The sequence below is a fragment of the Sorangiineae bacterium MSr11367 genome, assembly GCA_037157805.1.
GTDB classification, from domain to species: Bacteria; Myxococcota_A; Polyangia; order Polyangiales; family Polyangiaceae; genus Pendulispora; species Pendulispora rubella.
The window spans coordinates 1,431,753-1,451,002 of sequence record CP089983.1 but is presented as its reverse complement, the minus strand read 5'-3'; the positions used below and the strand labels follow the sequence as shown (position 1 = coordinate 1,451,002).

The window sequence follows — 19,250 nt, the reverse complement described above, 5'->3', positions numbered from 1 at the left end:
GCGAATTGGCTCGCTTCGTGCTCAAGGTCGTCGGCGAATGAGCTCTCCTTCAGGGGGGCTCCGTCCACGGGGGGCCCGTTCTCGAACATGGAGGCTGGCCAGGTGAGAAAACAGAGAAGACAGCACCTCGCAGGAAAGTCGGAGCTCGCGCATCAACATGGGAAAGGGGGTCGGCCGTGAACACCCTCCAAAATCTTCCCATTCTTCTCCGATACGAAGAGAACGGTCATGTGAGCGCGCAGTGTCCACTGTTGCCCGAGTGCGAGTGCACCGCGGCGACGCGTGCGCTGGCTCTCAACACGATACAGCGTCTCATCAAGCAGGCCCTCGCAACCCCACCTGCCCTGGCTACGCCGAAGGGCAGCAAGTACGAAGTCGTCCATCTCGCGGTGAGCGCGGCGAGCGACTCTGCGAAACGCGTCCAAAGCCGGCGACCCAAGCCCGAGAGTCCAAGGATCGAGGTGCTGTAGGCCGACCGCCGCCTTACGCCTTCGCTTCGTGACCCGAGCGACTCTTGCGGACTTTGTGCAATCGGTGGGCGAGTCGTTCGAACTCGCCTTGGAGGTTCTGAAGGTCTTCATCGCTCATGTCCTCCAGCGCCAAAAGCGCGTTGCGCGCATGAGAATTGGAGCGAATCAGCTCATCGAGCTTCAGGTGAATGGATTTCGCGTCACGATTTTGCGTATTCTGAATAAGAAAGACCATCAAGAACGTGATGATGGTGGTGCCCGTATTGATGACGAGCTGCCAGGTATCCGAAAAGCGAAAAACTGGACCAATTGCCGCCCAAATGCAAATAGTGAGAAGGGCGATGAAGAAGACCTTCGAATGGCCAGCAGCTTCAGCGGTCGCGTGAGCAAACTTTCGAAATCGTTCTTCCATGAAAGATGGACGCAATGCAAAAGGTGGACGAGGTGCCCTCGATACGGGGAAGGCGGCGCCCAACGGCAAAGTTCGCGGGCATCCGAGTCCTCGTCGTCGACGACGAACGCGATAGCCGCCTGGTCATGGAGATGTTCTTCCGCCTCCGCGGCGCGAGCGTGCGCACGGCGCCGTCTGCAAGCGAAGGAAGGCGCATGCTGGAGATGTTCAAACCGCACCTGATCGTGAGCGACATCGCCATGCCCGACGAAGACGGAAACCAACTGCTCCAAAGCATCCGAGCGTTGCCCGTCGAACGCGGAGGGCGCACGCCGGCCATTGCGGTGACCGCTTTCGCGTATCCCGAAGATCGGCGAAGGGCCCTCGAATCCGGATTCGACGTTCATCTGTCCAAACCGGCGAATTTCGAAGAGCTCTTCCAAGCCGTGCATGACTTGACCGCCAACGTGGATTCATAGCCGGTCAATGACTCACCTGCACACGCTGCGTGACGTAGGTGGCGAGCGAGGTGGTGCCGCGGATTGCGTGCTCGGGCGCGGGGATTTCGGCGCGCATCGCGGCGTCCGTCATCGCGGAGAACGACTCGGCCGCCGGCTCCGAGAAGCCCATGCTTCGCAAGACCGCCACGCGGTCGGCGCGCGGGATTTCGACGGCCCTTATGACCGTCTTCAGCGCCGCACCGAAGGCGGCCGCGACATCGTTCGGCGAGTAGCGCTCGGGCCCTTCGACGTGCACCAGCCGGCTCGACCCTAGGGGCTCCGTCATGAGCCGCGCGGCCACCTCCCCGAGATTGGAGGGAGCCACCATGGGGAACACCATGTCGGTCGGATAGAAGCTCGGAAGCTCGCGCTTCGCCATCACCGTCTCCAGCGACGCCTCCCAATTGCTCATGTAGTACGCGCCCCGCAAGATGCTGCTCGGGATCGGCTGCGCCGCAAGCGCTTGCTCCATTTCGTAGAGCACGCCCAAGTCACCTATGCGATCGCCGGGCTGCGCAGCGTACGTCGATTGGGCCACGATCTTCTCGAGCCCCGAGCCTTCGAGCGCGGACAGGATGCTCGACAGCGTCGCGCGCTCCTCGCGGGCGGTGTCCGTCGAGGGAGGCGCCGGCGGGTTGAGGAGATATAGCCGCTTGCCACCCTGGAAGACGCGGCGCAGCGCGCCCGTGTCGTGAACGTCGACGACAACGGCACGCGCACCGCGACGCCGCCACGCATCCGCTTTTCCTTCGTCGCGCGTGACGATCTCGACGCGCTCTCCGCGTTCGAGCAGTGCCTGCGTCAAGCTTGACCCAATATGTCCCGTTGCTCCGAGGATGATGTGCATCTCGGTATGCATCCGCAAGAAATGTGCGCAGGGGCACGCCCGAACTGACAAAGATCTCTATTTTGGAATAAGGTTTGCCCATGCGAACCATTCGTAGGCTGGCTTCCTTCGCGCTGATGGCCCTCCTCGTAAGCGTAAGCGTAGAGGCCAACGATGACACGACCGAGAGCATCGGCGGGTTATCGTTGGATCGTGCGACGATCCCCGATCTGACGCGGGGGATGCGCGCGGGCGAGCTCACATCGACGGAGCTCACATCGGTCTATCTGCGCCGCATCGCACGCGTGGATGGCAAGGTCAACTCGGTGCTGGCGGTCAATCCGCAAGCGCTCGCCGAGGCGGCCGCCAGCGATGCGCGCTACCGCGCGGGAACGCCGCTGGGGCCGATGGATGGCATCCCGGTGCTGCTCAAGGACAACGTCGACACCGCGGCGATGCCTGCGACGGCCGGATCGCGGGCGATGCTCCAGGGGGCGGCCGCCGGCGATGCGTTCCTCGTGCAGCGGCTGCGTGCGGCGGGGGCGGTGATTCTCGGCAAGGCGAACCTGTCCGAGTGGGCGAACTTCCGATCCATCAAGCCGACCTCGGGATGGTCCGGTGTGGGTGGGCAGACGAACAATCCGCACGTGCTCGATCGCAACCCGTGCGGGTCGTCGGCGGGCTCCGCGGCCGCGGTGGCGGCCTCGCTCACGCAAGTGGCCATCGGCAGCGAGACCGATGGCTCGGTGGTTTGTCCCGCAGGCATGAACGGTGTCGTGGGGCACAAGCCGAGCTTGGGGCTCGTGAGCCGTACGGGCGTAATCCCCATTTCGAGCGAGCAAGATACGACGGGCCCCATCGCGCGGCACGTCGTCGACGTGGCCATTGCGCTCTCCGTGCTCCAGGCGCGCGATCCTGCGGATGCAGCCACGGCGAATGTCCCGCCGAACCAGCCGACCGATTATGCGCGCGCGCTGGATCCGCGTGCGCTTCGCGGAGCACGCATCGGCATGTGGAACTTGCCCGAGCTCGGCCCCGACGTGGAGCGGATCGTGCGGACCACCGCCGCGACGTTGCGCACCCAGGGGGCGACGGTCATCGAAGTCGTGCCTCCGTATCAAGCGGAGCTCGCGGCCGACGAGCTCCCTGCCCTGCTCACGGAGTTCAAACGGGACATCAACGCCTACCTTGCCACGCGGCGAGGTGGCCCGCGTACGCTGGCCGACTTGATCGCGTACAACAAGAGCGATCCCGCCGAGCGGACCTGCTTCGGCGATCAAGAGCTCTTCGAGCAGGCCGATGCGGCACCGCCGCCAACCGATCCCGGTTATCGGGCACGCCGCGCGCGTCTCGCGGATCTATCGCGAAGGTCCATCGACGAGACATTGGCGCAGTTCCGACTCGACGCGATCCTCGCCCCGACGAATCCGCCGGCGTGGACGACGGATTGCGCACGTGGCGACAACGACATTATCCCGTCGTCGACCCCCGCCGCCATTGCCGGCTATCCGCACACCACGGTGCCCGCAGGCTTCGTGGGGCCGCTCCCCGTGGGCGTCTCCATCTTTGCCAATCGGTGGGCCGACGCGCGGGTGCTTTCCCTGGCCGCCGCAGTGGAACGCGTCACGCGTGCACGCCGCGCACCGCACTATCTGCCAACGTGGTCGCTCGGCTCGAGCGAGCCGCTCCTCCGCGCGAGATTCCAAACTCACAAAGAATAAAAGCGAACGTAGAGCACGACCGCCGTGGCAACGCCGACCGTCGCTGCCACGGAGATCTACTGATCCCGGGCCGTCACGAGCACATGCCGAAGGTAACGAGAAACCAAAAGGCAGGAACGAGCAACGACACCATCGCCGCGGATGCGAACAGCGAGAGCCAAGGTCGGGTCGTCGATACGGTCCACGAACGAATCCACCGGCGTGTGAGCGCGCTCAGAATCGCCGATAAAATGAAATAGACCCAGACACATCCTACGAAAATCGAATGCTGCAGGATGTCAGGGTTCGACATCCATGGGCTGTCGCAACTCGGCTCCATCAGGATCGTAAATGAGATACACGCCAGGACCAAGCCGAGAAGTCCGAGCACCACTCGGTGGACCATGTCAGGAGCACCAAGGGTTACCCCCGGGCTCGCGTCCATCTCGTTCGATGGCGATGAGCTCATGACGCGTATCGAGATGCGACCGATGACTTCGATTCGAGCATGACGACCTCCGGGGCTTCGACGAGTGGAACCGTCTTGTACGCGAGCGAGGGGTATCACATTCCCTCCTCTCGGAAAGTGGGAACGCGACGTTCCCTCCCACTCGTCTGTCTATCCCTCGAGGTTCACGCCCGTGTGCTCAATTCTGCGAAGAGAACGACGTAGTTCTTCCCGTAGGCTTTCGCGCAGCGAGGACAGGTGGTGTACCAGAAGTAAATCTTCTCCGCGGAGGCGCCCTCGGACGAGACGTACGTCTGCATGTCCTGCACCCAGATCGGCGCATCTCGATAAGGCCCTTCGTAGACTTTCGTCAGGTAGGTCCCGGAAAGGAATGCCATATCCGCCCCCGCGATGGGGCGCGTTGCTTCGATGTAGAGATTGGCGCCCCATCGGGAGCGTTCCTCGCACAGAATGATGCCCCGTTCGGGCGCGGCATCCGCGGCCTCGACGAGACGCGTCCCACGTTTTGCCTTCTGCCGCATGTCGAGCGGCACATGAAAAAAGCTGCGCACGGATTCACGCAAAAATGGCCTTTCGTTCCACGTAATTTCGTCCTTGTCCCACTCGGCAGGGTCGAAGGGTGCACAGCACCCTGGGGAGACGACGTGTTCGCTCCCATTCGATGCATTCGAAGTCGTCGTTGGTTGAACCATGAAAACCTCCTAGGCCGACGTCGTCGCGAGCACCTAGCGCGTGCTCAGGGCTCCCTCGGATTCTCGCAAACGAAGGAGCGTGCACAGAGCCCGCAATGCATCCGTCGTGGTGAAAATCCCACATACCTCGACGCCCGACAACACCACCGCGCAGCCGTACTTGTTCTCGGCCATCTCCCCCGCCACCTCCTCGACGCGCGCTTCCGGGCGGACGCAATAAGTATCCTCCGACATGGCGTCCTCGACGCGCGTATGTCGAACGATGACACCTGGAAACGATTCGATCATATAGAGATCGCGCTGCGAAAGAACGCCCGCGAGCCTGCCATATTCGAGTACGGGGAGATGCCGTATATCGTAAAGTCGCATCATGTCATGAGCCGTCTGTAGGGATTGATCACGGCCGATCGAATGGGGTGACACCGTCATGTAGGCCGCCACCGCATAAGGCGATGTGGTGGACCCATGCGGCTTTTGCTTTCGTCGAACGGCCATGGATATTTTGGCCGTCCTGCGCCGACGACTCGTCTGACTTCCTATCATGATGCCTCACGGAGCAAGAATGCATCCTCGCATTCGTATCGATGTTTCGTCATTGTCTCGTTCGACTGCGGACGTTCATCGGCTGTCGGTGGCGTCTGCACCCCTTTGGATGCCATCGCACAGGTCGGAAATCTCGCGACCGACGAGAAGAACGAGGTCGTCGGCGGTCACCATGCCCACGACACCACCCGATTCGTCGACGATGGGCATCCGCCGGACGCCATGTTCGCGCATGCGCCTGAGAGCCGTTTCGATGCCATCCGTCACGGCGACGACGAAGGGATCGTAGGTCACGATGTCCGAAACGAGGGTCCGCCAGGGATCACGTCCCTCGGCCACGACCCGCACGGCGAGGTCGCGATCGGTGACGATACCAACCGGATGCGTGCCGCGCGTGACGACGACGCACCCTACGTGGGCATCGCGAAGTTTGGCAGCGGCCATCGCCACCGAGTCGTGTTCAGAAACGGTGATCATCGGGCGAAGAAATCGGGCGAGGCTCATGGTCACTTCAGCGAAGTGCGAAAGCAGTGCCACCTCGTGTATTTCGCGGAAAAGACCATCAGCGCAACCATGGGGACGTGCACCGTTTGCGCGGAGGCGCAGTTTCCGCACCGAATCGATGCATGGCTCGAACGAGCTACCGCGCCGGACGCCCTACCCGGGCATCTTTTGCGCTCAGGTGATATTCATGCAAACGGTATTGAATCATGCGTACGCTGACATCGAGGAGCTCGGGCGCCTTGGACGTCGAGCCGTAGGTGGAGAATGTTCGTCACGGCGCACCGATTGCGTCGAGCGCGGTCCGGACCCGCCGCCCGAGCCCCGCGATCGACAGATTCGAAAGCACCCGGGATGACGTCGTCTACACTTTGACGGCGCGGGTCATGAGAAAATCCTGCCGGACGTGGTTGTCTTCGAAGTACACGCTCGAGAGCTCCTCGAATTCGCGGCGGAACTCGGCGAGACGTTGCTTGTCCGAGGCTTCCAGCGCGCGAACGAGCTTGTTCACGGGACCGATGTGTCGCTCCATGAACTCACGGTGATGCTGCGGACTGAGAATCTGCATCCGCATCGTGCCGCGGTCGAAGCAGATATCCTTTACCGCGGAACCTAGCCGTTCGCGCACCACGGTCGGATCGCCCCATTGCAACGGTGACGCGACACCTGCCGGAGGAGGCGGGGCGTAGCCCGCGACCAGGGCGAACATTTTGCCGGTGAACACGTCCGGAGGCCACGTCGAGAAGGCAATGACGCCGCCGGGACGGAGCACGCGCAGCATTTCTCGAAGGGCGACATTCGGCCTCGGTGCAAACATGTGCCCGAATTGGCTTACGACGATCTCGAAGCGCCCGTCATCGAACGGCAGCGCCTCGACGTCGCCCTCGTGCCAATCGATGTCCACCCGCATCGTCCGCGCATTCTCTTTGGCGTGCTGGAGGAGTTCAGGCGTGAGATCGAGCCCTGTCACGCGTGCGCCGACGCGCGCCGCGGTGAGCGCCACGACCCCGGTTCCGCAGCCGACGTCGAGCACGCTGGTCCCGTCGGCGATTCCGGCGAACCGCACGAGCTGCGGTGCGACCGAGCCTGAAATCGTCTCCGTGGCCGCAAACGTCGACCAGGCCAATTTTGCGTCCTCTTTGAACTGTGCAATCGGGCCCATGGCATCCTCGCTTTCGTCGTCGTTCAATCCGGACTCGTGCGGTATCTACGTTACTTCGCCGTCGGCACCGCGGAGGGTTGCTCGACCCGAAGGAAATGCGGGCGGTGCTCACCTCGGGGTCGATATCGCCTGTCGATGGTAGAAACTGGAGCGCACGCGGTCCAGTCGCGTGCACCCCGCATACCGCACTACTCAGCCGGTCGCCTCGCTGACCATGTTGGGCCAGCCGAGAAGGATTGTTGGGCTCACCTCGTCTCGGTTCACTCGCCTGTTCGGGTCAAAGTGGTTAGCCTTGATCGGTCCGTGTCATGTACGCGCGGGGCGGGTGGCAAATGGGGAATCAACGGACATCAGAATCGGAGGATGTCGGCCGAATTTTGGTGGTCGAGGACGAGCGGATCATCGCGGCCGACGTCGCAGCGACGCTTGCGGAGCTCGGGTACAACGTGGTCGGCAATGCGGCAACGGGCGAGGAAGCGATCCGGAAGGCGCGCAGCCTTTCGCCGGACCTCATCCTCATGGACATCCGATTGATCGGGCCCCTCGATGGCATCGAAGCGGCCGAGGCAATCCGGTGCGAACAAAACATTCCGATCGTGTATTTGACGTCGCATTCGGATACCGAGACGCTCCGGCGTGCCAAGAGCACCGAACCCTTGGCGTACCTGGTAAAACCATTTCGGATTCCCGAATTGCGCTGCGCGATCGAGATCGCCCTGCACCGACACGAGATCGATGCGCGCCTTCGCGCGCGCGAACAGTGGTTCGTCAAGGCCCTGCGATCCGTCGGGGAGAGCATCGTTCCGATCGACGCCGACGAGAACCTCGTCGACGAGGCGGTCTACGGCACTTCCCTCACCGAAGGTCCCAGGGCGACGGCGCTCGCCCATGCGCTCGGGGAGATCTTGCGGCGTGCGCTTGGGACGAGCGGGCCGCCGAGTTTGCGAAACCTCGGGTCACCGCCTCACATGTCGAGCGAGGAGGCGAATCGAGCCGACGCCGAACTCGAGGGGCGAGTCCTCGAACGCACCGCCGAACTCGAGGCGGCCAATGCGGAACTCGAAGCATTCAGCTACTCCGTGGCCCACGATCTGCGTGGCCCCCTCACGGGCATCGAAGGCATAAGCCAGGCACTCCTCGAGGAGCACGCGGCCAATCTGGGCCCGGAGGGCGTGGACCGCCTCCTGCGCGTTCGCCGCGCTACGCAGCGCATGAGTCAAATCATCGATGATCTGCTGCGGCTCGGGCGCGCGGCCAAGAGCGATTTCGTAAAGCGGCCGACGAATCTATCGAAGCTCGCGCAAATCGTGACCATCGAGCTCGAGATGGCGCATACCGATCGCAAGGTCGATTTCGTCATCCAGGACGGGGTGTTCGTCGATGCCGACGAATCGTTGCTTCGAGTGGTCCTCGAGAACCTCATTGGCAATGCCTGGAAATTTACCTCGAAGGTCGAGCGGCCCCGGATCGAGTTTGGACAATTCGTCGACACCGCCGTCCCGGTCTGCTTCGTGCGTGACAACGGTGCAGGGTTCGACATGAGCCGCGCGAATTCACTCTTCAAAGCATTCCAGCGCCTCCACTCCACGAGAGATTTCGAGGGAACGGGCATCGGCCTCGCCATCGTGCGGCGCATCGTCCACCGCCACGGCGGCCGTATCTGGGCGAACAGCGCCCCCGACAAGGGGGCGACCTTTTACTTCACCATCTAGCCTCACGATGAACGTGCGCGTGGCAAGACGACGCCGTACTCGTGCAGCCGATATTGAATGGTACGTACACTGATATCGAGAATGTCGGCGGCGCGCGCCGTCGACCCATTGGCCGCTTCGAGCGTCGACAGGATCGCGTATTTCTCGATCTCGGCCATCGTCGCACCTGGAATGCGCACGGGACCTTGGGCGATCGGCGTCCCGTCGAAGGGCAGATCATCTTCCTCGATGCGGTTTCCCTCGGCCAGAACCACGGCCCGCTCGACGGCATTTTCCAGCTCGCGCACGTTGCCTGACCACCGGTGCCCCACGAGCTTGGCGCGTGCCGCTTCGGCAAAACCGTCCACCCGCTTGTGATTTTCTCGGGCAAACTTTCTCAGAAAGTGATCGGCGAGCATCGCCACGTCATTTCCGCGAAGACGTAGCGGCGGCATTTCGACGTGAACGACGTGAAGTCGATAATAGAGGTCTTCTCGGAAACGCCCCTCGCGCACTTCGGCCGCGAGATCTTTGTTCGTCGCGGCGAGGAGGCGCACGTCGACATGAACGGGCTCGTTTCCCCCGACGCGTTCGAACGTCCGCTCCTGTAGAACGCGGAGGAGTTTGACCTGGGTGGGCTGTGGAATCTCGCCAATTTCGTCGAGAAAGAGGGTGCCGTTGTGCGCCTGCTCGAAGCGCCCGGTTCGACGCTTGTCGGCCCCGGTGAAGGAGCCCCGCTCGTGACCGAACAACTCGCTCTCGAGCAACGACTCCGCGAGGGCGGCGCAATGAAGCGCGACGAACGGAGCCTTCGCGCGCGGGCTCAGGGTGTGGATCGCCCTGGCCAGCTCACCCTTTCCCGTGCCGCTCTCGCCCGTGATGAGCACTGTCGCGCGGGATGGAGCCACCTGGCGCGCCATACGGTAAACCTTGTTCATGGCCGGGCTCGTGCCGAGCAACCCCTCGAGTCCCTCTTGATCGCGCTGACGCAATTGCCGGCGGAGATTTTCCGCCTCGGCCGCGAGCTCGCGGCGCTCCAGCGAGCGCTCGATCGTCACCAGCAGCGCACCGAAGTCGATCGGCTTCGAGAGATAATCCGCGGCGCCCGCGCGCATGGCCAGCACCGCCGAGCTCACGTCACCTAGGGCCGTGACCATGATGACCGGAATGGCCGGCGCCTGCTCCTTGACGCGTGCAAGGAGATCCATACCTCCCATGACCGGCATTTTGAGATCGGTGACGACCAAGTCGGGAGCCTTCTCGAGGATGATCTCGAGTCCTTCCTTGCCGTCCGCCGCAGCGTCCACCACGTACTCCTCCTGCGTTAGGAGCTTTACGAGTCCGTTGCGGGCGGATGCCTCGTCATCGACGACGAGGATTCTAGCCTTGCTCATGGGTCACTTCTCCTCGTGCCGTCAGCCACGTCCACATGAGCATAGCGCCGAAGCGCCCCGGATCGCGCGTCCCGTGATCCGACGCGCACTTACCTGATGAGCCATCCGCCGGTACAGGTAGCACTGCGCCGATGCCTACGACGGACTGAAGGCTACCTTCGACGTCTACGTCGCGAACCGGGCCTTCTACGTCCGAAGCGCGAGAGCGCGAGGGTGCAACTTCGTATTCGTGAAGCCGCATCCCACGCTGATCTTACAGCTGCAATCCGTCCAACGTGGCGTAGGTTGCTTTGAGCCACGACTTGACACGTTGACGCTCCATCATGCCCAAGGCGTCCGGCCCCGAGCGGGCGTTGGTGGCCGCCCAGAAGCTCAAGTTCTGGAGGTCAATCTTGCGCATGCTGGTTTCGTGCAACGCGCCCAACGCAACGAGTTTGCCATCCAAGGCCAGCGCGGTCTTCAGCGCCTGCGATTCCTCGAGGTGCGAAAAATCGGACCCGCGCCCTAGATTCTTGACGACGAGGTAGTTGGGCCCCGGCCCATACGTTTCGATCAGCCGATCCAGAAGGTCGACGGAGTCTTTTCCGGTATCGGCCAGGTGCCAAAAATTGACGGTGACATCCATCTCTTCCAGCAGAGCGAGCAGATCGGACTCCTTCACCCAGCGCGCCAAAGGCGTCGCCGTCTGGGCGGCAAGGTCGACGATCACGCTTCGCGGCGGCTCGTCGGGAGATTCCTGCTCGAACGCGCTGGCGATTTGGTCCAGCCCCTCGTAGGTGTCCACGACGACCGGCGACGCATAATCGCGATAAAAGCGCGCAAACGAGGTGTGCGAGCGGTCGGTATCGAACCCCACGAAGGGCCGGCCCCGGTCGATGAAGTACTGCGCCAAAACCCGGGCAGTGACCGACTTGCCTACACCACCTTTTTCACCACCGATCAAATTCAACGAGCGCATTTCTCCATCCTGTATGCGAAGTGGGCGCCCAACACCAGCCCGGTCAGTGGCCACGGGAAGGACTTTTGCGCGTTTCCGCCCAGGACTCATTCCACGCGCAGAATGCATCGGAATACACCAAGCGGCGCGCTTCCTGCGGACCGAAGCTGCGCGCCAGATCGGTCTCCAGATCCGACAGGCGACCGGTGAAACTCAGAAGGACGCGCTCGAGGACGGGGACCCGCGCGTCGCCTGCGCTGGGAAGGGGGCGAAAGCCGGCTCGCATTTCCGCAACGTGAAGTCGCGCCTCAGCGTGGGCGTGCGGCCCGCTCGAGGCCACCGAAAGAAGCGCATTGCCGCAGCCCATCGGGCCCAATTTGTCGGCCACCTCCGCGTTGAGAGCGCTCACGCAGAGCGGCCGAATTTCCCCCCAGACCCGCTCGTAAAGATTGCGATAGGCCTCTTCGATGACCTTGCCATCGTTTGGGCTCAGGCCCAGCTCGTCGCGCTCTTCCGGCGAGGGACTCCACGGCTTTTGCGATAGGCATGGCATACGAAATTTCAACGATCCCGAACGTGCGAGCTCCTTCCAGTCGTCGGCCGACAGGTCAAAGGCCAAGTTGGGATTGATGCCGCCATCGCTCGTGGCCGCGAGCCTCTGGGTTGCCGTCGCGAGACGCTCTTCGAGAAGCGCTTTTTCCCCTTCGAGGGTCTCGAGCTGGAGTGCGTATTTCCGCACGTCGGAGAGGCCGCCAGAACTCGCCTCGGCCGAACCGAGGGTCCGAAGGTCGAACGCGTGCATTCCCTGCTCCAGGTCACCGGTGCGACGCGGGCCTGCGCCATCGAGCTCTCCACCTTCGCCGGCGGCCAGGCCGATGCTCGTCGCGCCATGGGTTAGTGTCACCCTCCCTTCGTAGACGCCGACGAAGGCCATGGCTTCCGGCGTCGCCACACGAGCATCGCGCCCGGGAAGCGCGCGTTCTTTCGTCACCTTCACGCGAAAGCACGTTCCGCGCACCGCCACATCGCCCGCGGGCGTCCGAACGCGGAATGGGCCTCCCGGATCCACGCGATAGAAAACGTCGCCATCGTCTTGGGTGACGCTCTTGCCTTCCCACCGGAGATGCGTCCCCGGTTCGATGACGATCCATGCTCGTCCGGCGATGGCCATTTCCGTTCGTTCCTTGGCGGCAAGCTCCCCGCGCCAAGGCGGTGCGTCGCGTCGACCCACCAGCATGGCAACGGCGGCGGCGCTCGCGACCAGAGACACGGCGCCCAGACGAAGCCAGAGCTTGCGACGTTGCTGCGGTTCCCGCTCGACCCGGGCCATGACGGTATCGACGAATCCGGGGGGCGGGAGGCCGGGCTGCCACGCTTCGAGGTCGAGGCGGTCGCCGCGGAGAAGATCATCATCCTCGATCATCGTTTGCCTCCGATGCGCCGCCGTTCGAAGACCATGAAAGCAACAGGGCACGCATCTTCTCACGTGCACGGAAGAGGCGAGTTTTCGCCGTGTTCTCGGGAATTTCGAGCGCACGGGCCATCGCAGCCACACTCCAACCATGGTATTCGGCGAGCACGAAGACGGCCCTTTGGTCGGCGGAAAGCGTGGCGGCGGCGGCCTCGATGGCCCTCCCCAGCTCTCGGCGCGAACGCTCGGTTTCCGGGGTCGTCGGGGCCGGCGGCTCGCGCTTCGCGTCGATGGGGAGCGCGGCGAAGACGCGGCGCTTTCGCTCGTTCAGGGCCAACCTCGTGGCAATGGTGAGCAGCCACGTCGACGCTCGAGCGTCGCGATCGAGGTCGAAGCCCGGGAAGGCACGATAGGCACGCACGAAGACTTCCTGTGCAACGTCTTCCAAATAGGGATGCGTCTTTCCAAGAAGGCGCGATAAAAGGGCAAAAACGGAGCTCTGGTAATGCACCACGAAGGCGCGCATGGCTATGGGGTCGTGCTGTTTGCATCGCCTCAGGGCATCGCGATCGAGCTCCCCCATGCCAATCGCTAGCATCATGGGTTTACACAGCCAACCTGCGTGAAGGTTCCCTCGGAGGCAGAACACTCGCTATCCGCGCCAATTTCGGTGCAGCAAGAACGCAAACATCGCACCGCGCCGTACTCTTGGGTTGGAAACATTGATTCGGACGAAGGTGGGTTTGCCCCGCACGAGAAGCACCCCGTCGGGTGCAATCTGCATGATGACCGTACCTTCGGCCGTGTGCACCATCCCATCGGGATCGATGATCAGTCCACTGTCGATTCGGCCATTGGCTGCCATCGACGATATCAGCTTGCCGCCGGCGTCCACCAACCGGCCATCGGAATGGATCGTCAGCACCCATTGGCCATCCATCTCCATGCGCCCGTCCAAATGGATCGTGGCCCAGGTTTCATTCGTCTTCGTGGAAGCAAAGGATGCCTCCCCGAGGTCGACCACGGCCAATGCGGGCGAAGCCGCCAATACTTTCCGCATGGGCGCGGTCATCGGGAGCAAGAGGCACGAGACGAGGAGTGCACGAACGACGGAGTGGCTCATGCCCTCTTACACAACGAGCCATGATGAAAGTTCCCACGCGACGAGGCGTCGAAGGGCTGAGCCAGTCGATGCTCAAGCGGTGTGAGGCGTCCGTCAACCCTTCGCTCGCCCTATACTCGGACCATGAAACAGGCCATCACCAAGGTTCTTTTTCTCGCCGGGTGCGTCGTCGTGGGCGCGTGCAGCAAGCCTGCGGCGACCACGCCAACCCCGAGCGAAGCGGCAAGTGGCTCCGCCAGCGCGGCTCCCGAGAGCGAGTCCGCGCGACCCATGCCTGGGAGCGATCGCGATGCGCACGGCTGCATTGGGTCGGCCGGCTATCGATGGTGCGCCAAAGAGAACAAGTGCGTCAGGCCGTGGGAGCTGGCGAAGGAAAAGGGGTTCCCCCTCGAAAAGGAGTCGGTGGACACCTACTGCGGCCACTGATCGTGCCGTCCATTAGGAGCTCTGAAGCTCGAATCGAGGCTGGTTCATGAAATCGCGATAGACCGATCGCACTGGCGATGCCTCGCAACGCGACGCATAAAGTGACACCGGTTTCAGACGTTGATTTACCAGCACATGGCGCTCCCTTAGGCTCGCCCCATGACGAGACGAAGGAATGGGCATTTCGGGTGGGGGTATCCGATGGCATCTGGGCTCTTGCTTGCCGGTTGCTCGGCGGATATCCCCATCGACGCGACGCCTTCGATCCCGGACGACCGCGCGTCGGCGCCGCTCGATGCGGAGTGCGAGCAGCGTGAGGTGCGACGGCGTGTGGACCTCGATGAGGGCTGGCGCTTCCTTCGCAGCGATGCCGCAGACGTGCCGTTGCCGCAATTCGATGACTCGGGCTGGTCCAGCGTCACCATACCGCATACGTGGAATGCCAAAGACGGACAGGACGGCAACGCCGATTACTACCGCGGAATCGGATGGTATCGCCGTCACTACACGGTGCCGCTCCGTTTCATTGGCAAGAAGCTCTGGCTGCAGTTCGACGGCGCAAACATGGTCGCCGATGTCTGGGTGAACGGCATTCATCTGGGTCGCCATGAGGGCGGGTTTGCTCGCTTTCGCTTCGATGCCACGAGCGCACTCCAGGTCGGCCGCGACAATGTCATTGCCGTCAAAGTCGACAATGCACCAAATGCGAATATCGCACCGCTCACCGCGGATTTCACCTTCTTCGGTGGCATCTACCGCACGGTGAGCTTGCAGGTGACGGACGATCTCTCGCTCGACATGCTCGACGACGCCGGCCCCGGAGCGTACTTCCGGCAACGCAACGTGGACGCGACGTCTGCCACCCTCGACGTCACCACGAAGATCGCAAACCACAGCGCGAGATCCCGTCGCGTGCGGACGCGCATCTCCATCACCGATCCGGCGGGCAACGTGGTGGCAAGAGCGCTCGGTGCCGTCCTGCCGCTCGCCCGCAAGGCGTTGGACCAGGTCATCCAGACGTTGACCATCGCCGATCCGCACCTCTGGAATGGGCGCACGGCCCCCTATCGATACCGCGCCCGCGTGGAGATCCTGGACGCCGATACCGGCGTGCTCACCGACGTGATCACCGAGCGGATTGGACTGCGCTCCTTTCACGTGGACGCCAACACGGGGTTTGCGCTCAACGGAAGCCACCTCGCCCTTCACGGCGTCAATCGACACCAGGACCGGCTCGACAAGGGCTGGGCGCTCGGCGATGCCGAGCACACGAACGACTTCGACATCATGGACGAAATGGGGGTCAACGCGCTGCGTACCGCCCACTACCAGCAAGATCAAAAAGTGTACGATCTCGCCGACGAGCGCGGATACGTGGTTTGGACGGAGATCCCGCTGGTCAACCATGTCACGGACACGCCAGAGTTCCGTGCCAATGCCGAGCAGCAACTTCGCGAGATGATCCGGCAGAATTACAACCATCCCTCGATCGTATTTTGGGGCGTGGGCAACGAGCAGTTCATCGACGACGAGGCCACGAATTCCCTGCTGGAGCGCCTCGCCCGCGTGGTCGACGAGGAAGATCCGGAGCGCCTGTCGACCTATGCGCACGACAAGAGTCCCGCATTCAAGATGATGACGCACGCGGAGACCACCGGCTGGAACAAGTACTTTGGTTGGTACTACGGCGCCGCGGGCGACTTCGGCGCGTGGATGGACGGGGTGCATCAAAGCCAGCCAACGCGCATGTTTGGCATCAGCGAATACGGTGCAGGAGCAAGCATTCAGCAGCACGCGGCAAACCCGCCCAAACCGGTACCCGATTCGGATTGGCATCCGGAAGAGTACCAATCGTTCTACCACGAAACGCACTGGAATCAGATCGCCGCCCGCCCGTACCTATGGGGAACGTTCGTGTGGAACATGTTCGACTTTGCCGCCGACATCCGCAGCGAGGGCGACAGCTACGGCCGCAACGACAAGGGCCTGGTCACCTACGATCGTGCGACCCGCAAAGATGCATTCTATTTTTACAAGGCGAATTGGACCGCCGAACCGTTCGTGTACATCACCAGCCGCCGCTGGACCAACCGCACCAAAGCCACCACCACGGTCAAGGTTTATGGCAACGTGGACAGCGTCAGCCTCAGCGTCAACGGCGCACCGATAGGCACCGCTTCCTCGAGCAACCATATCTACACATGGCCCAACGTCAACCTCGCGCCTGGCGCCAACCACATCACCGTCACCGGCAGCCGAGGCACGGAAAGCTACACCGATGACGTGGTCTGGACGCTGACGACGAACTAGATCACTTCGCGTAAATGCCCTTCACGAACCCCGTCAGCTCGTCGATGGTCCAATCGGGGTACTTCTTCGTGAGCTCGCCCCGGATCTGACGGCTTGCCTGCTCCGCGCTCACCCCTTCCCGCTCGAGCGCGATGGCGCGATCCCTCACTTCGACGAGAAGCGCCCTCTCCTGCTCCACCAGCGATCCATCTCCGATCGGACTATGGTCCGGAACCACATGGCGAGGTCCAAGCTTCGCAACCTCGTCGACCGCTGCAATCCAGCTCGCGGGGGTCCCACCCTCGCCGTAAATGAACGGTCCGACCTTGTTCTGCACGACGTCGCCCGAGATCAACGTTTTGTCCGGCTCGACGAAAATCAACTCATCGCCTTTGGTGTGGGCCGGCCCCAGCCAGAGCAGGCGTGCTGTCACGCCACCGCCGAGATCCAGAATTCGCTCCCGCTCGAAGGTCTCGTCCGGGGCCCGAAGCTGCTCGCCGGTGAGCAGCGATTTCCACTGATCCTTCGTGTCCGCGAACATCCGGATCAGTTCCTCGCCGTGGCGGTCCATCTCGTCCTGCTGCACCTTGTCACGAATCAACACCGTGCCAGCCGGGAACCCCAGCACGCCACCCGCGTGTTCCGGGTGAAAATGCGTCGTCGTCAGGAAAAGGCGGTTGTTGGGCGCGAGCTTCGTCGCGACCTTTGCCACAGTGGCGCCATTGCGCCGGCCAAGGCCCGTGTCCACCACCAAGGTCGCGTTCTCCCCCACGACGATACCGATGTTGGGAAATCCAATGATCGCCCAGACGTGCTCGGATACCTTCACGGTCTTTTCGGAAAGCAGCTCGTCACGAAAGGGAGGCGCCGGCATATCGCTCGCTCCAGAGGTAACGTGCGAGGAAACCGTCGCGCACGAAACCGCGGTGAGCGCGACGAGCACGGCCAGGGCGGCATTCTTGTACGAATTCATCTTTTTCTCGTCTCGTAACCAACTTCGCTCCACGGCGTGACGCTTTCCTGAAGCATCATGCGGTGGTCTTCCAGTGCACTTCCGGAATTGTATCAGTGCACTCGGTGCAATCCGTGAAGCACCTCGCGAGCGCGATGTCCAAAGGAGGGCGCCTACGAGCGGCGTGAGCGCTCGATGTTCTCACGCAATTGCGAGAGCCGTGTGATGACGGCTTTCATCGGGTCGAGCACCGATTCGACTCCAGCGCCCGAAAGCTGAATTCGCATTTCGGCAACCCGTTCGATGACCCCAGCCTGATCTTCCGCCCGTACGTCCAAGTAGTCCAGCGCCGCGGGAAGATCCGCGGGGGCGAACGCGCGTATGTTCGGATTGAACCACGAGAGCACCGAAACGATTCGGCGCGCCATCACCGCATGTGTGACCACCGCGACGAGGAACGGCGCGGGAATGCGCTTGTTCATCGTTTCCCGCTGCGCGGCATTGGGGCCCGGGCCATCGGTTACGACCAAGATGCGAAGACGTGTCCTCCTCGCTGCGACCGCGACATCATCGAGGTAGTGCTGCCAGTCGGATGGACTTGGCGCGGCATTGCCATGCACCAACACCATAAACGACCCGGTGCGTCGATAGAGGAGCGTTGGATTCTCGGTCGCAGGAGGCCGCACGGTCATCCGTGTTTGGTTGCCGTGGATCGCCATCCACGTGAGCCAGGTATGGTGAACGTATACATGACGTATACTATACTGGGCCCGTCGCGGAGCGGCAACCCCCTCGGTGAGTCATTCCAATTCACACCGACGTCGCGCAAATGCAATGAACGCGATGGGCTCGTTGTCTATTCGAGGGCCTTGCGCCATTCACGCACGTAATGTGTAAAGCAAAAATACGAGATTGAGTACGACGCAAAATGAGACTATCGATTTGCATATCCACGATATGAACGGAGAGTCGAAATGGTGACACTCGAAACCAGTGCAAATCCCGTCCGGTCGAACGAGGTGTATGCCGAGATCTTTCGGCGCTACGACGCGAAGAACAGTAGTCCGAGTGGTATCGCCGAACGCGCCTCCGTGTTGAGTGCATTGGGGGATCTCACCGGAAAATCCGTTCTCGATATCGGTTGCGGAACGGGCTTTTATCCTCGGGTATTTCGCCGCGTTGGCGCGAACGAAGTCGTCGGGATCGATCTCAGCGAAGAAATGATTGGCGTCGGCCGCCAGTTGGAGGAGCTCGAGCAGGCGGGGATTTCCTACCATGTGCTCGATGCTGCGAACCTGCCCGACTTGGGGCAGTTCGATGTCGTCACCAACATGTGGCTCGTCAATCACATGACCGATCCCGTTGCCCTTGCCGCGTTCATCGAGGGCTTTGCGCGGCTGACGGCACCAGGCGGGACCGCGTTGCTATTGACCACGAACCGTGACGGTGACTGGAAGCTTTTCAGCGACGACTACCGCCGTTACGGATTTACCATGACCTTCAACGAGGCCGAGACGGCGGGGAACAGACCCTACCTGTTGGAACTCGACAGCGGCGGAAAGGCCTTCAGCTTTCAATCGACGTCGTGGTCGCCCCAGGTGCTGGAGGAGGAATTCACCAGGGTGGGGTTCCGCACCATCGAGCGGATGCACGCGACGTTGCCAACGGGCAATTTTCCCTGGGTGGACGGCGATCACACGGCCAACGATGCGGACTTCTTTCAAGACCTGTTGCGCAGTCCAGCGTTTACCATCTTCCGCCTGACCAAGTGAA

20 protein-coding genes are annotated in these 19,250 nt (G+C 62.4%); 7 read left to right on the top strand and 13 right to left on the bottom strand.

Annotation, left to right across the window (positions count from 1 at the left end; all coding sequences use genetic code 11):
- The first annotated feature begins 176 nt into the window (after positions 1 to 176).
- Positions 177 to 470, top strand: coding sequence for a hypothetical protein (locus LVJ94_06045; GenBank protein WXB06794.1), 294 nt, complete (start codon positions 177 to 179; stop codon positions 468 to 470).
- Positions 471 to 483: 13 nt separating this feature from the next.
- Here the strand turns inward: LVJ94_06045 and LVJ94_06040 are convergent, their stop codons facing one another.
- A complete protein-coding gene (locus LVJ94_06040; protein WXB06793.1) occupies positions 484 to 882 on the bottom strand; it encodes a low affinity iron permease family protein in 399 nt (132 codons plus the stop codon).
- Positions 883 to 896: 14 nt separating this feature from the next.
- Between LVJ94_06040 and LVJ94_06035 the strand changes: the two genes are divergently transcribed.
- Positions 897 to 1,340 (top strand): response regulator, encoded by a 444-nt coding sequence (locus tag LVJ94_06035; protein ID WXB06792.1) that lies wholly within the window; start codon positions 897 to 899, stop codon positions 1,338 to 1,340.
- Positions 1,341 to 1,344: 4 nt separating this feature from the next.
- Here the strand turns inward: LVJ94_06035 and LVJ94_06030 are convergent, their stop codons facing one another.
- A complete protein-coding gene (locus LVJ94_06030) occupies positions 1,345 to 2,166 on the bottom strand; it encodes an NmrA family transcriptional regulator (protein WXB06791.1) in 822 nt (273 codons plus the stop codon).
- Positions 2,167 to 2,288: 122 nt separating this feature from the next.
- Between LVJ94_06030 and LVJ94_06025 the strand changes: the two genes are divergently transcribed.
- Positions 2,289 to 3,908 (top strand): amidase, encoded by a 1,620-nt coding sequence (locus LVJ94_06025; GenBank protein WXB06790.1) that lies wholly within the window; start codon positions 2,289 to 2,291, stop codon positions 3,906 to 3,908.
- A 612-nt stretch (positions 3,909 to 4,520) separates the two neighbouring features.
- On the opposite strand, the gene LVJ94_06020 is transcribed toward LVJ94_06025, so the two are convergent.
- The 4 genes from LVJ94_06020 to LVJ94_06005 form a co-directional block, all read right to left on the bottom strand.
- Entirely contained in the window at positions 4,521 to 5,048 is a 528-nt protein-coding gene (locus LVJ94_06020) for a hypothetical protein (protein WXB06789.1), read from the bottom strand.
- Positions 5,049 to 5,081: 33 nt separating this feature from the next.
- Positions 5,082 to 5,477 (bottom strand): CBS domain-containing protein, encoded by a 396-nt coding sequence (locus LVJ94_06015; GenBank protein WXB10687.1) that lies wholly within the window; start codon positions 5,475 to 5,477, stop codon positions 5,082 to 5,084.
- Positions 5,478 to 5,666: 189 nt separating this feature from the next.
- A complete protein-coding gene (locus tag LVJ94_06010) occupies positions 5,667 to 6,068 on the bottom strand; it encodes a CBS domain-containing protein (GenBank protein ID WXB06788.1) in 402 nt (133 codons plus the stop codon).
- 388 nt (positions 6,069 to 6,456) lie between these two features.
- The gene (locus LVJ94_06005) at positions 6,457 to 7,254 is read right to left on the bottom strand and encodes a class I SAM-dependent methyltransferase (protein WXB06787.1); all 798 of its coding nucleotides are present in this window, start codon (positions 7,252 to 7,254) and stop codon (positions 6,457 to 6,459) included.
- A gap of 332 nt (positions 7,255 to 7,586) precedes the next feature.
- Here LVJ94_06005 and LVJ94_06000 point away from each other — a divergent pair, with 332 nt between their 5' ends.
- Entirely contained in the window at positions 7,587 to 8,966 is a 1,380-nt protein-coding gene (locus LVJ94_06000; protein WXB06786.1) for a response regulator, read from the top strand.
- 2 nt (positions 8,967 to 8,968) lie between these two features.
- Here the strand turns inward: LVJ94_06000 and LVJ94_05995 are convergent, their stop codons facing one another.
- From LVJ94_05995 to LVJ94_05975, 5 genes are all read right to left on the bottom strand, one after another.
- Entirely contained in the window at positions 8,969 to 10,339 is a 1,371-nt protein-coding gene (locus LVJ94_05995; protein WXB06785.1) for a sigma-54 dependent transcriptional regulator, read from the bottom strand.
- Between the two features lie 253 nt (positions 10,340 to 10,592).
- Positions 10,593 to 11,297, bottom strand: coding sequence for a hypothetical protein (locus LVJ94_05990; protein ID WXB06784.1), 705 nt, complete (start codon positions 11,295 to 11,297; stop codon positions 10,593 to 10,595).
- Positions 11,298 to 11,340: 43 nt separating this feature from the next.
- Positions 11,341 to 12,699: a FecR family protein gene (locus LVJ94_05985; GenBank protein WXB06783.1), complete on the bottom strand. Its 1,359-nt coding sequence runs from the start codon at positions 12,697 to 12,699 to the stop codon at positions 11,341 to 11,343.
- Positions 12,686 to 13,288, bottom strand: a complete 603-nt coding sequence (locus LVJ94_05980) for a sigma-70 family RNA polymerase sigma factor (GenBank protein ID WXB06782.1) — start codon at positions 13,286 to 13,288, stop codon at positions 12,686 to 12,688. Before LVJ94_05980 ends, LVJ94_05985 begins: the two co-directional genes overlap by 14 nt.
- 51 nt (positions 13,289 to 13,339) lie before the next feature.
- On the bottom strand, positions 13,340 to 13,810 hold the full coding sequence (locus LVJ94_05975) for a hypothetical protein (protein ID WXB06781.1): 471 nt from the start codon (positions 13,808 to 13,810) through the stop codon (positions 13,340 to 13,342).
- A 123-nt stretch (positions 13,811 to 13,933) separates the two neighbouring features.
- Here LVJ94_05975 and LVJ94_05970 point away from each other — a divergent pair, with 123 nt between their 5' ends.
- Positions 13,934 to 14,236 carry a hypothetical protein gene (locus tag LVJ94_05970; protein ID WXB06780.1) on the top strand — a complete coding sequence of 101 codons (303 nt, stop codon included), beginning with the start codon at positions 13,934 to 13,936 and terminating at the stop codon, positions 14,234 to 14,236.
- A gap of 159 nt (positions 14,237 to 14,395) precedes the next feature.
- Positions 14,396 to 16,546, top strand: a complete 2,151-nt coding sequence (locus LVJ94_05965; GenBank protein WXB06779.1) for a beta galactosidase jelly roll domain-containing protein — start codon at positions 14,396 to 14,398, stop codon at positions 16,544 to 16,546.
- Between the two features lies 1 nt (position 16,547).
- On the opposite strand, the gene LVJ94_05960 is transcribed toward LVJ94_05965, so the two are convergent.
- Entirely contained in the window at positions 16,548 to 17,498 is a 951-nt protein-coding gene (locus tag LVJ94_05960; protein ID WXB06778.1) for an MBL fold metallo-hydrolase, read from the bottom strand.
- Positions 17,499 to 17,650: 152 nt separating this feature from the next.
- Complete coding sequence (locus LVJ94_05955) at positions 17,651 to 18,007, bottom strand: hypothetical protein (protein ID WXB06777.1); 357 nt, start codon at positions 18,005 to 18,007, stop codon at positions 17,651 to 17,653.
- Between the two features lie 444 nt (positions 18,008 to 18,451).
- Between LVJ94_05955 and LVJ94_05950 the strand changes: the two genes are divergently transcribed.
- Positions 18,452 to 19,249, top strand: a complete 798-nt coding sequence (locus LVJ94_05950; protein ID WXB06776.1) for a class I SAM-dependent methyltransferase — start codon at positions 18,452 to 18,454, stop codon at positions 19,247 to 19,249.
- The last annotated feature ends 1 nt before the right edge of the window (position 19,250 follow it).

Bases quoted from the DNA above. Each gene is read 5' to 3' on its own strand.
- LVJ94_06000 (WXB06786.1), top strand. From the start codon at position 7,587: ATGGGGAATCAACGGACATCAGAATCGGAGGATGTCGGCCGAATTTTG.
- LVJ94_05970 (WXB06780.1), top strand. From the start codon at position 13,934: ATGAAACAGGCCATCACCAAGGTTCTTTTTCTCGCCGGGTGCGTCGTC.
- LVJ94_06015 (WXB10687.1), bottom strand. From the start codon at position 5,477: ATGACGGTGTCACCCCATTCGATCGGCCGTGATCAATCCCTACAGACG.
- LVJ94_06035 (WXB06792.1), top strand. From the start codon at position 897: ATGCAAAAGGTGGACGAGGTGCCCTCGATACGGGGAAGGCGGCGCCCA.
- LVJ94_05980 (WXB06782.1), bottom strand. From the start codon at position 13,288: ATGATGCTAGCGATTGGCATGGGGGAGCTCGATCGCGATGCCCTGAGG.
- LVJ94_05995 (WXB06785.1), bottom strand. From the start codon at position 10,339: ATGAGCAAGGCTAGAATCCTCGTCGTCGATGACGAGGCATCCGCCCGC.
- LVJ94_06025 (WXB06790.1), top strand. From the start codon at position 2,289: ATGCGAACCATTCGTAGGCTGGCTTCCTTCGCGCTGATGGCCCTCCTC.
- LVJ94_05960 (WXB06778.1), bottom strand. From the start codon at position 17,498: ATGAATTCGTACAAGAATGCCGCCCTGGCCGTGCTCGTCGCGCTCACC.
- LVJ94_06020 (WXB06789.1), bottom strand. From the start codon at position 5,048: ATGGTTCAACCAACGACGACTTCGAATGCATCGAATGGGAGCGAACAC.
- LVJ94_05965 (WXB06779.1), top strand. From the start codon at position 14,396: ATGACGAGACGAAGGAATGGGCATTTCGGGTGGGGGTATCCGATGGCA.
- LVJ94_06010 (WXB06788.1), bottom strand. From the start codon at position 6,068: ATGATCACCGTTTCTGAACACGACTCGGTGGCGATGGCCGCTGCCAAA.
- LVJ94_05975 (WXB06781.1), bottom strand. From the start codon at position 13,810: ATGAGCCACTCCGTCGTTCGTGCACTCCTCGTCTCGTGCCTCTTGCTC.
- LVJ94_05990 (WXB06784.1), bottom strand. From the start codon at position 11,297: ATGCGCTCGTTGAATTTGATCGGTGGTGAAAAAGGTGGTGTAGGCAAG.
- LVJ94_05950 (WXB06776.1), top strand. From the start codon at position 18,452: ATGGTGACACTCGAAACCAGTGCAAATCCCGTCCGGTCGAACGAGGTG.
- LVJ94_06005 (WXB06787.1), bottom strand. From the start codon at position 7,254: ATGGGCCCGATTGCACAGTTCAAAGAGGACGCAAAATTGGCCTGGTCG.
- LVJ94_06040 (WXB06793.1), bottom strand. From the start codon at position 882: ATGGAAGAACGATTTCGAAAGTTTGCTCACGCGACCGCTGAAGCTGCT.
- LVJ94_05985 (WXB06783.1), bottom strand. From the start codon at position 12,699: ATGATCGAGGATGATGATCTTCTCCGCGGCGACCGCCTCGACCTCGAA.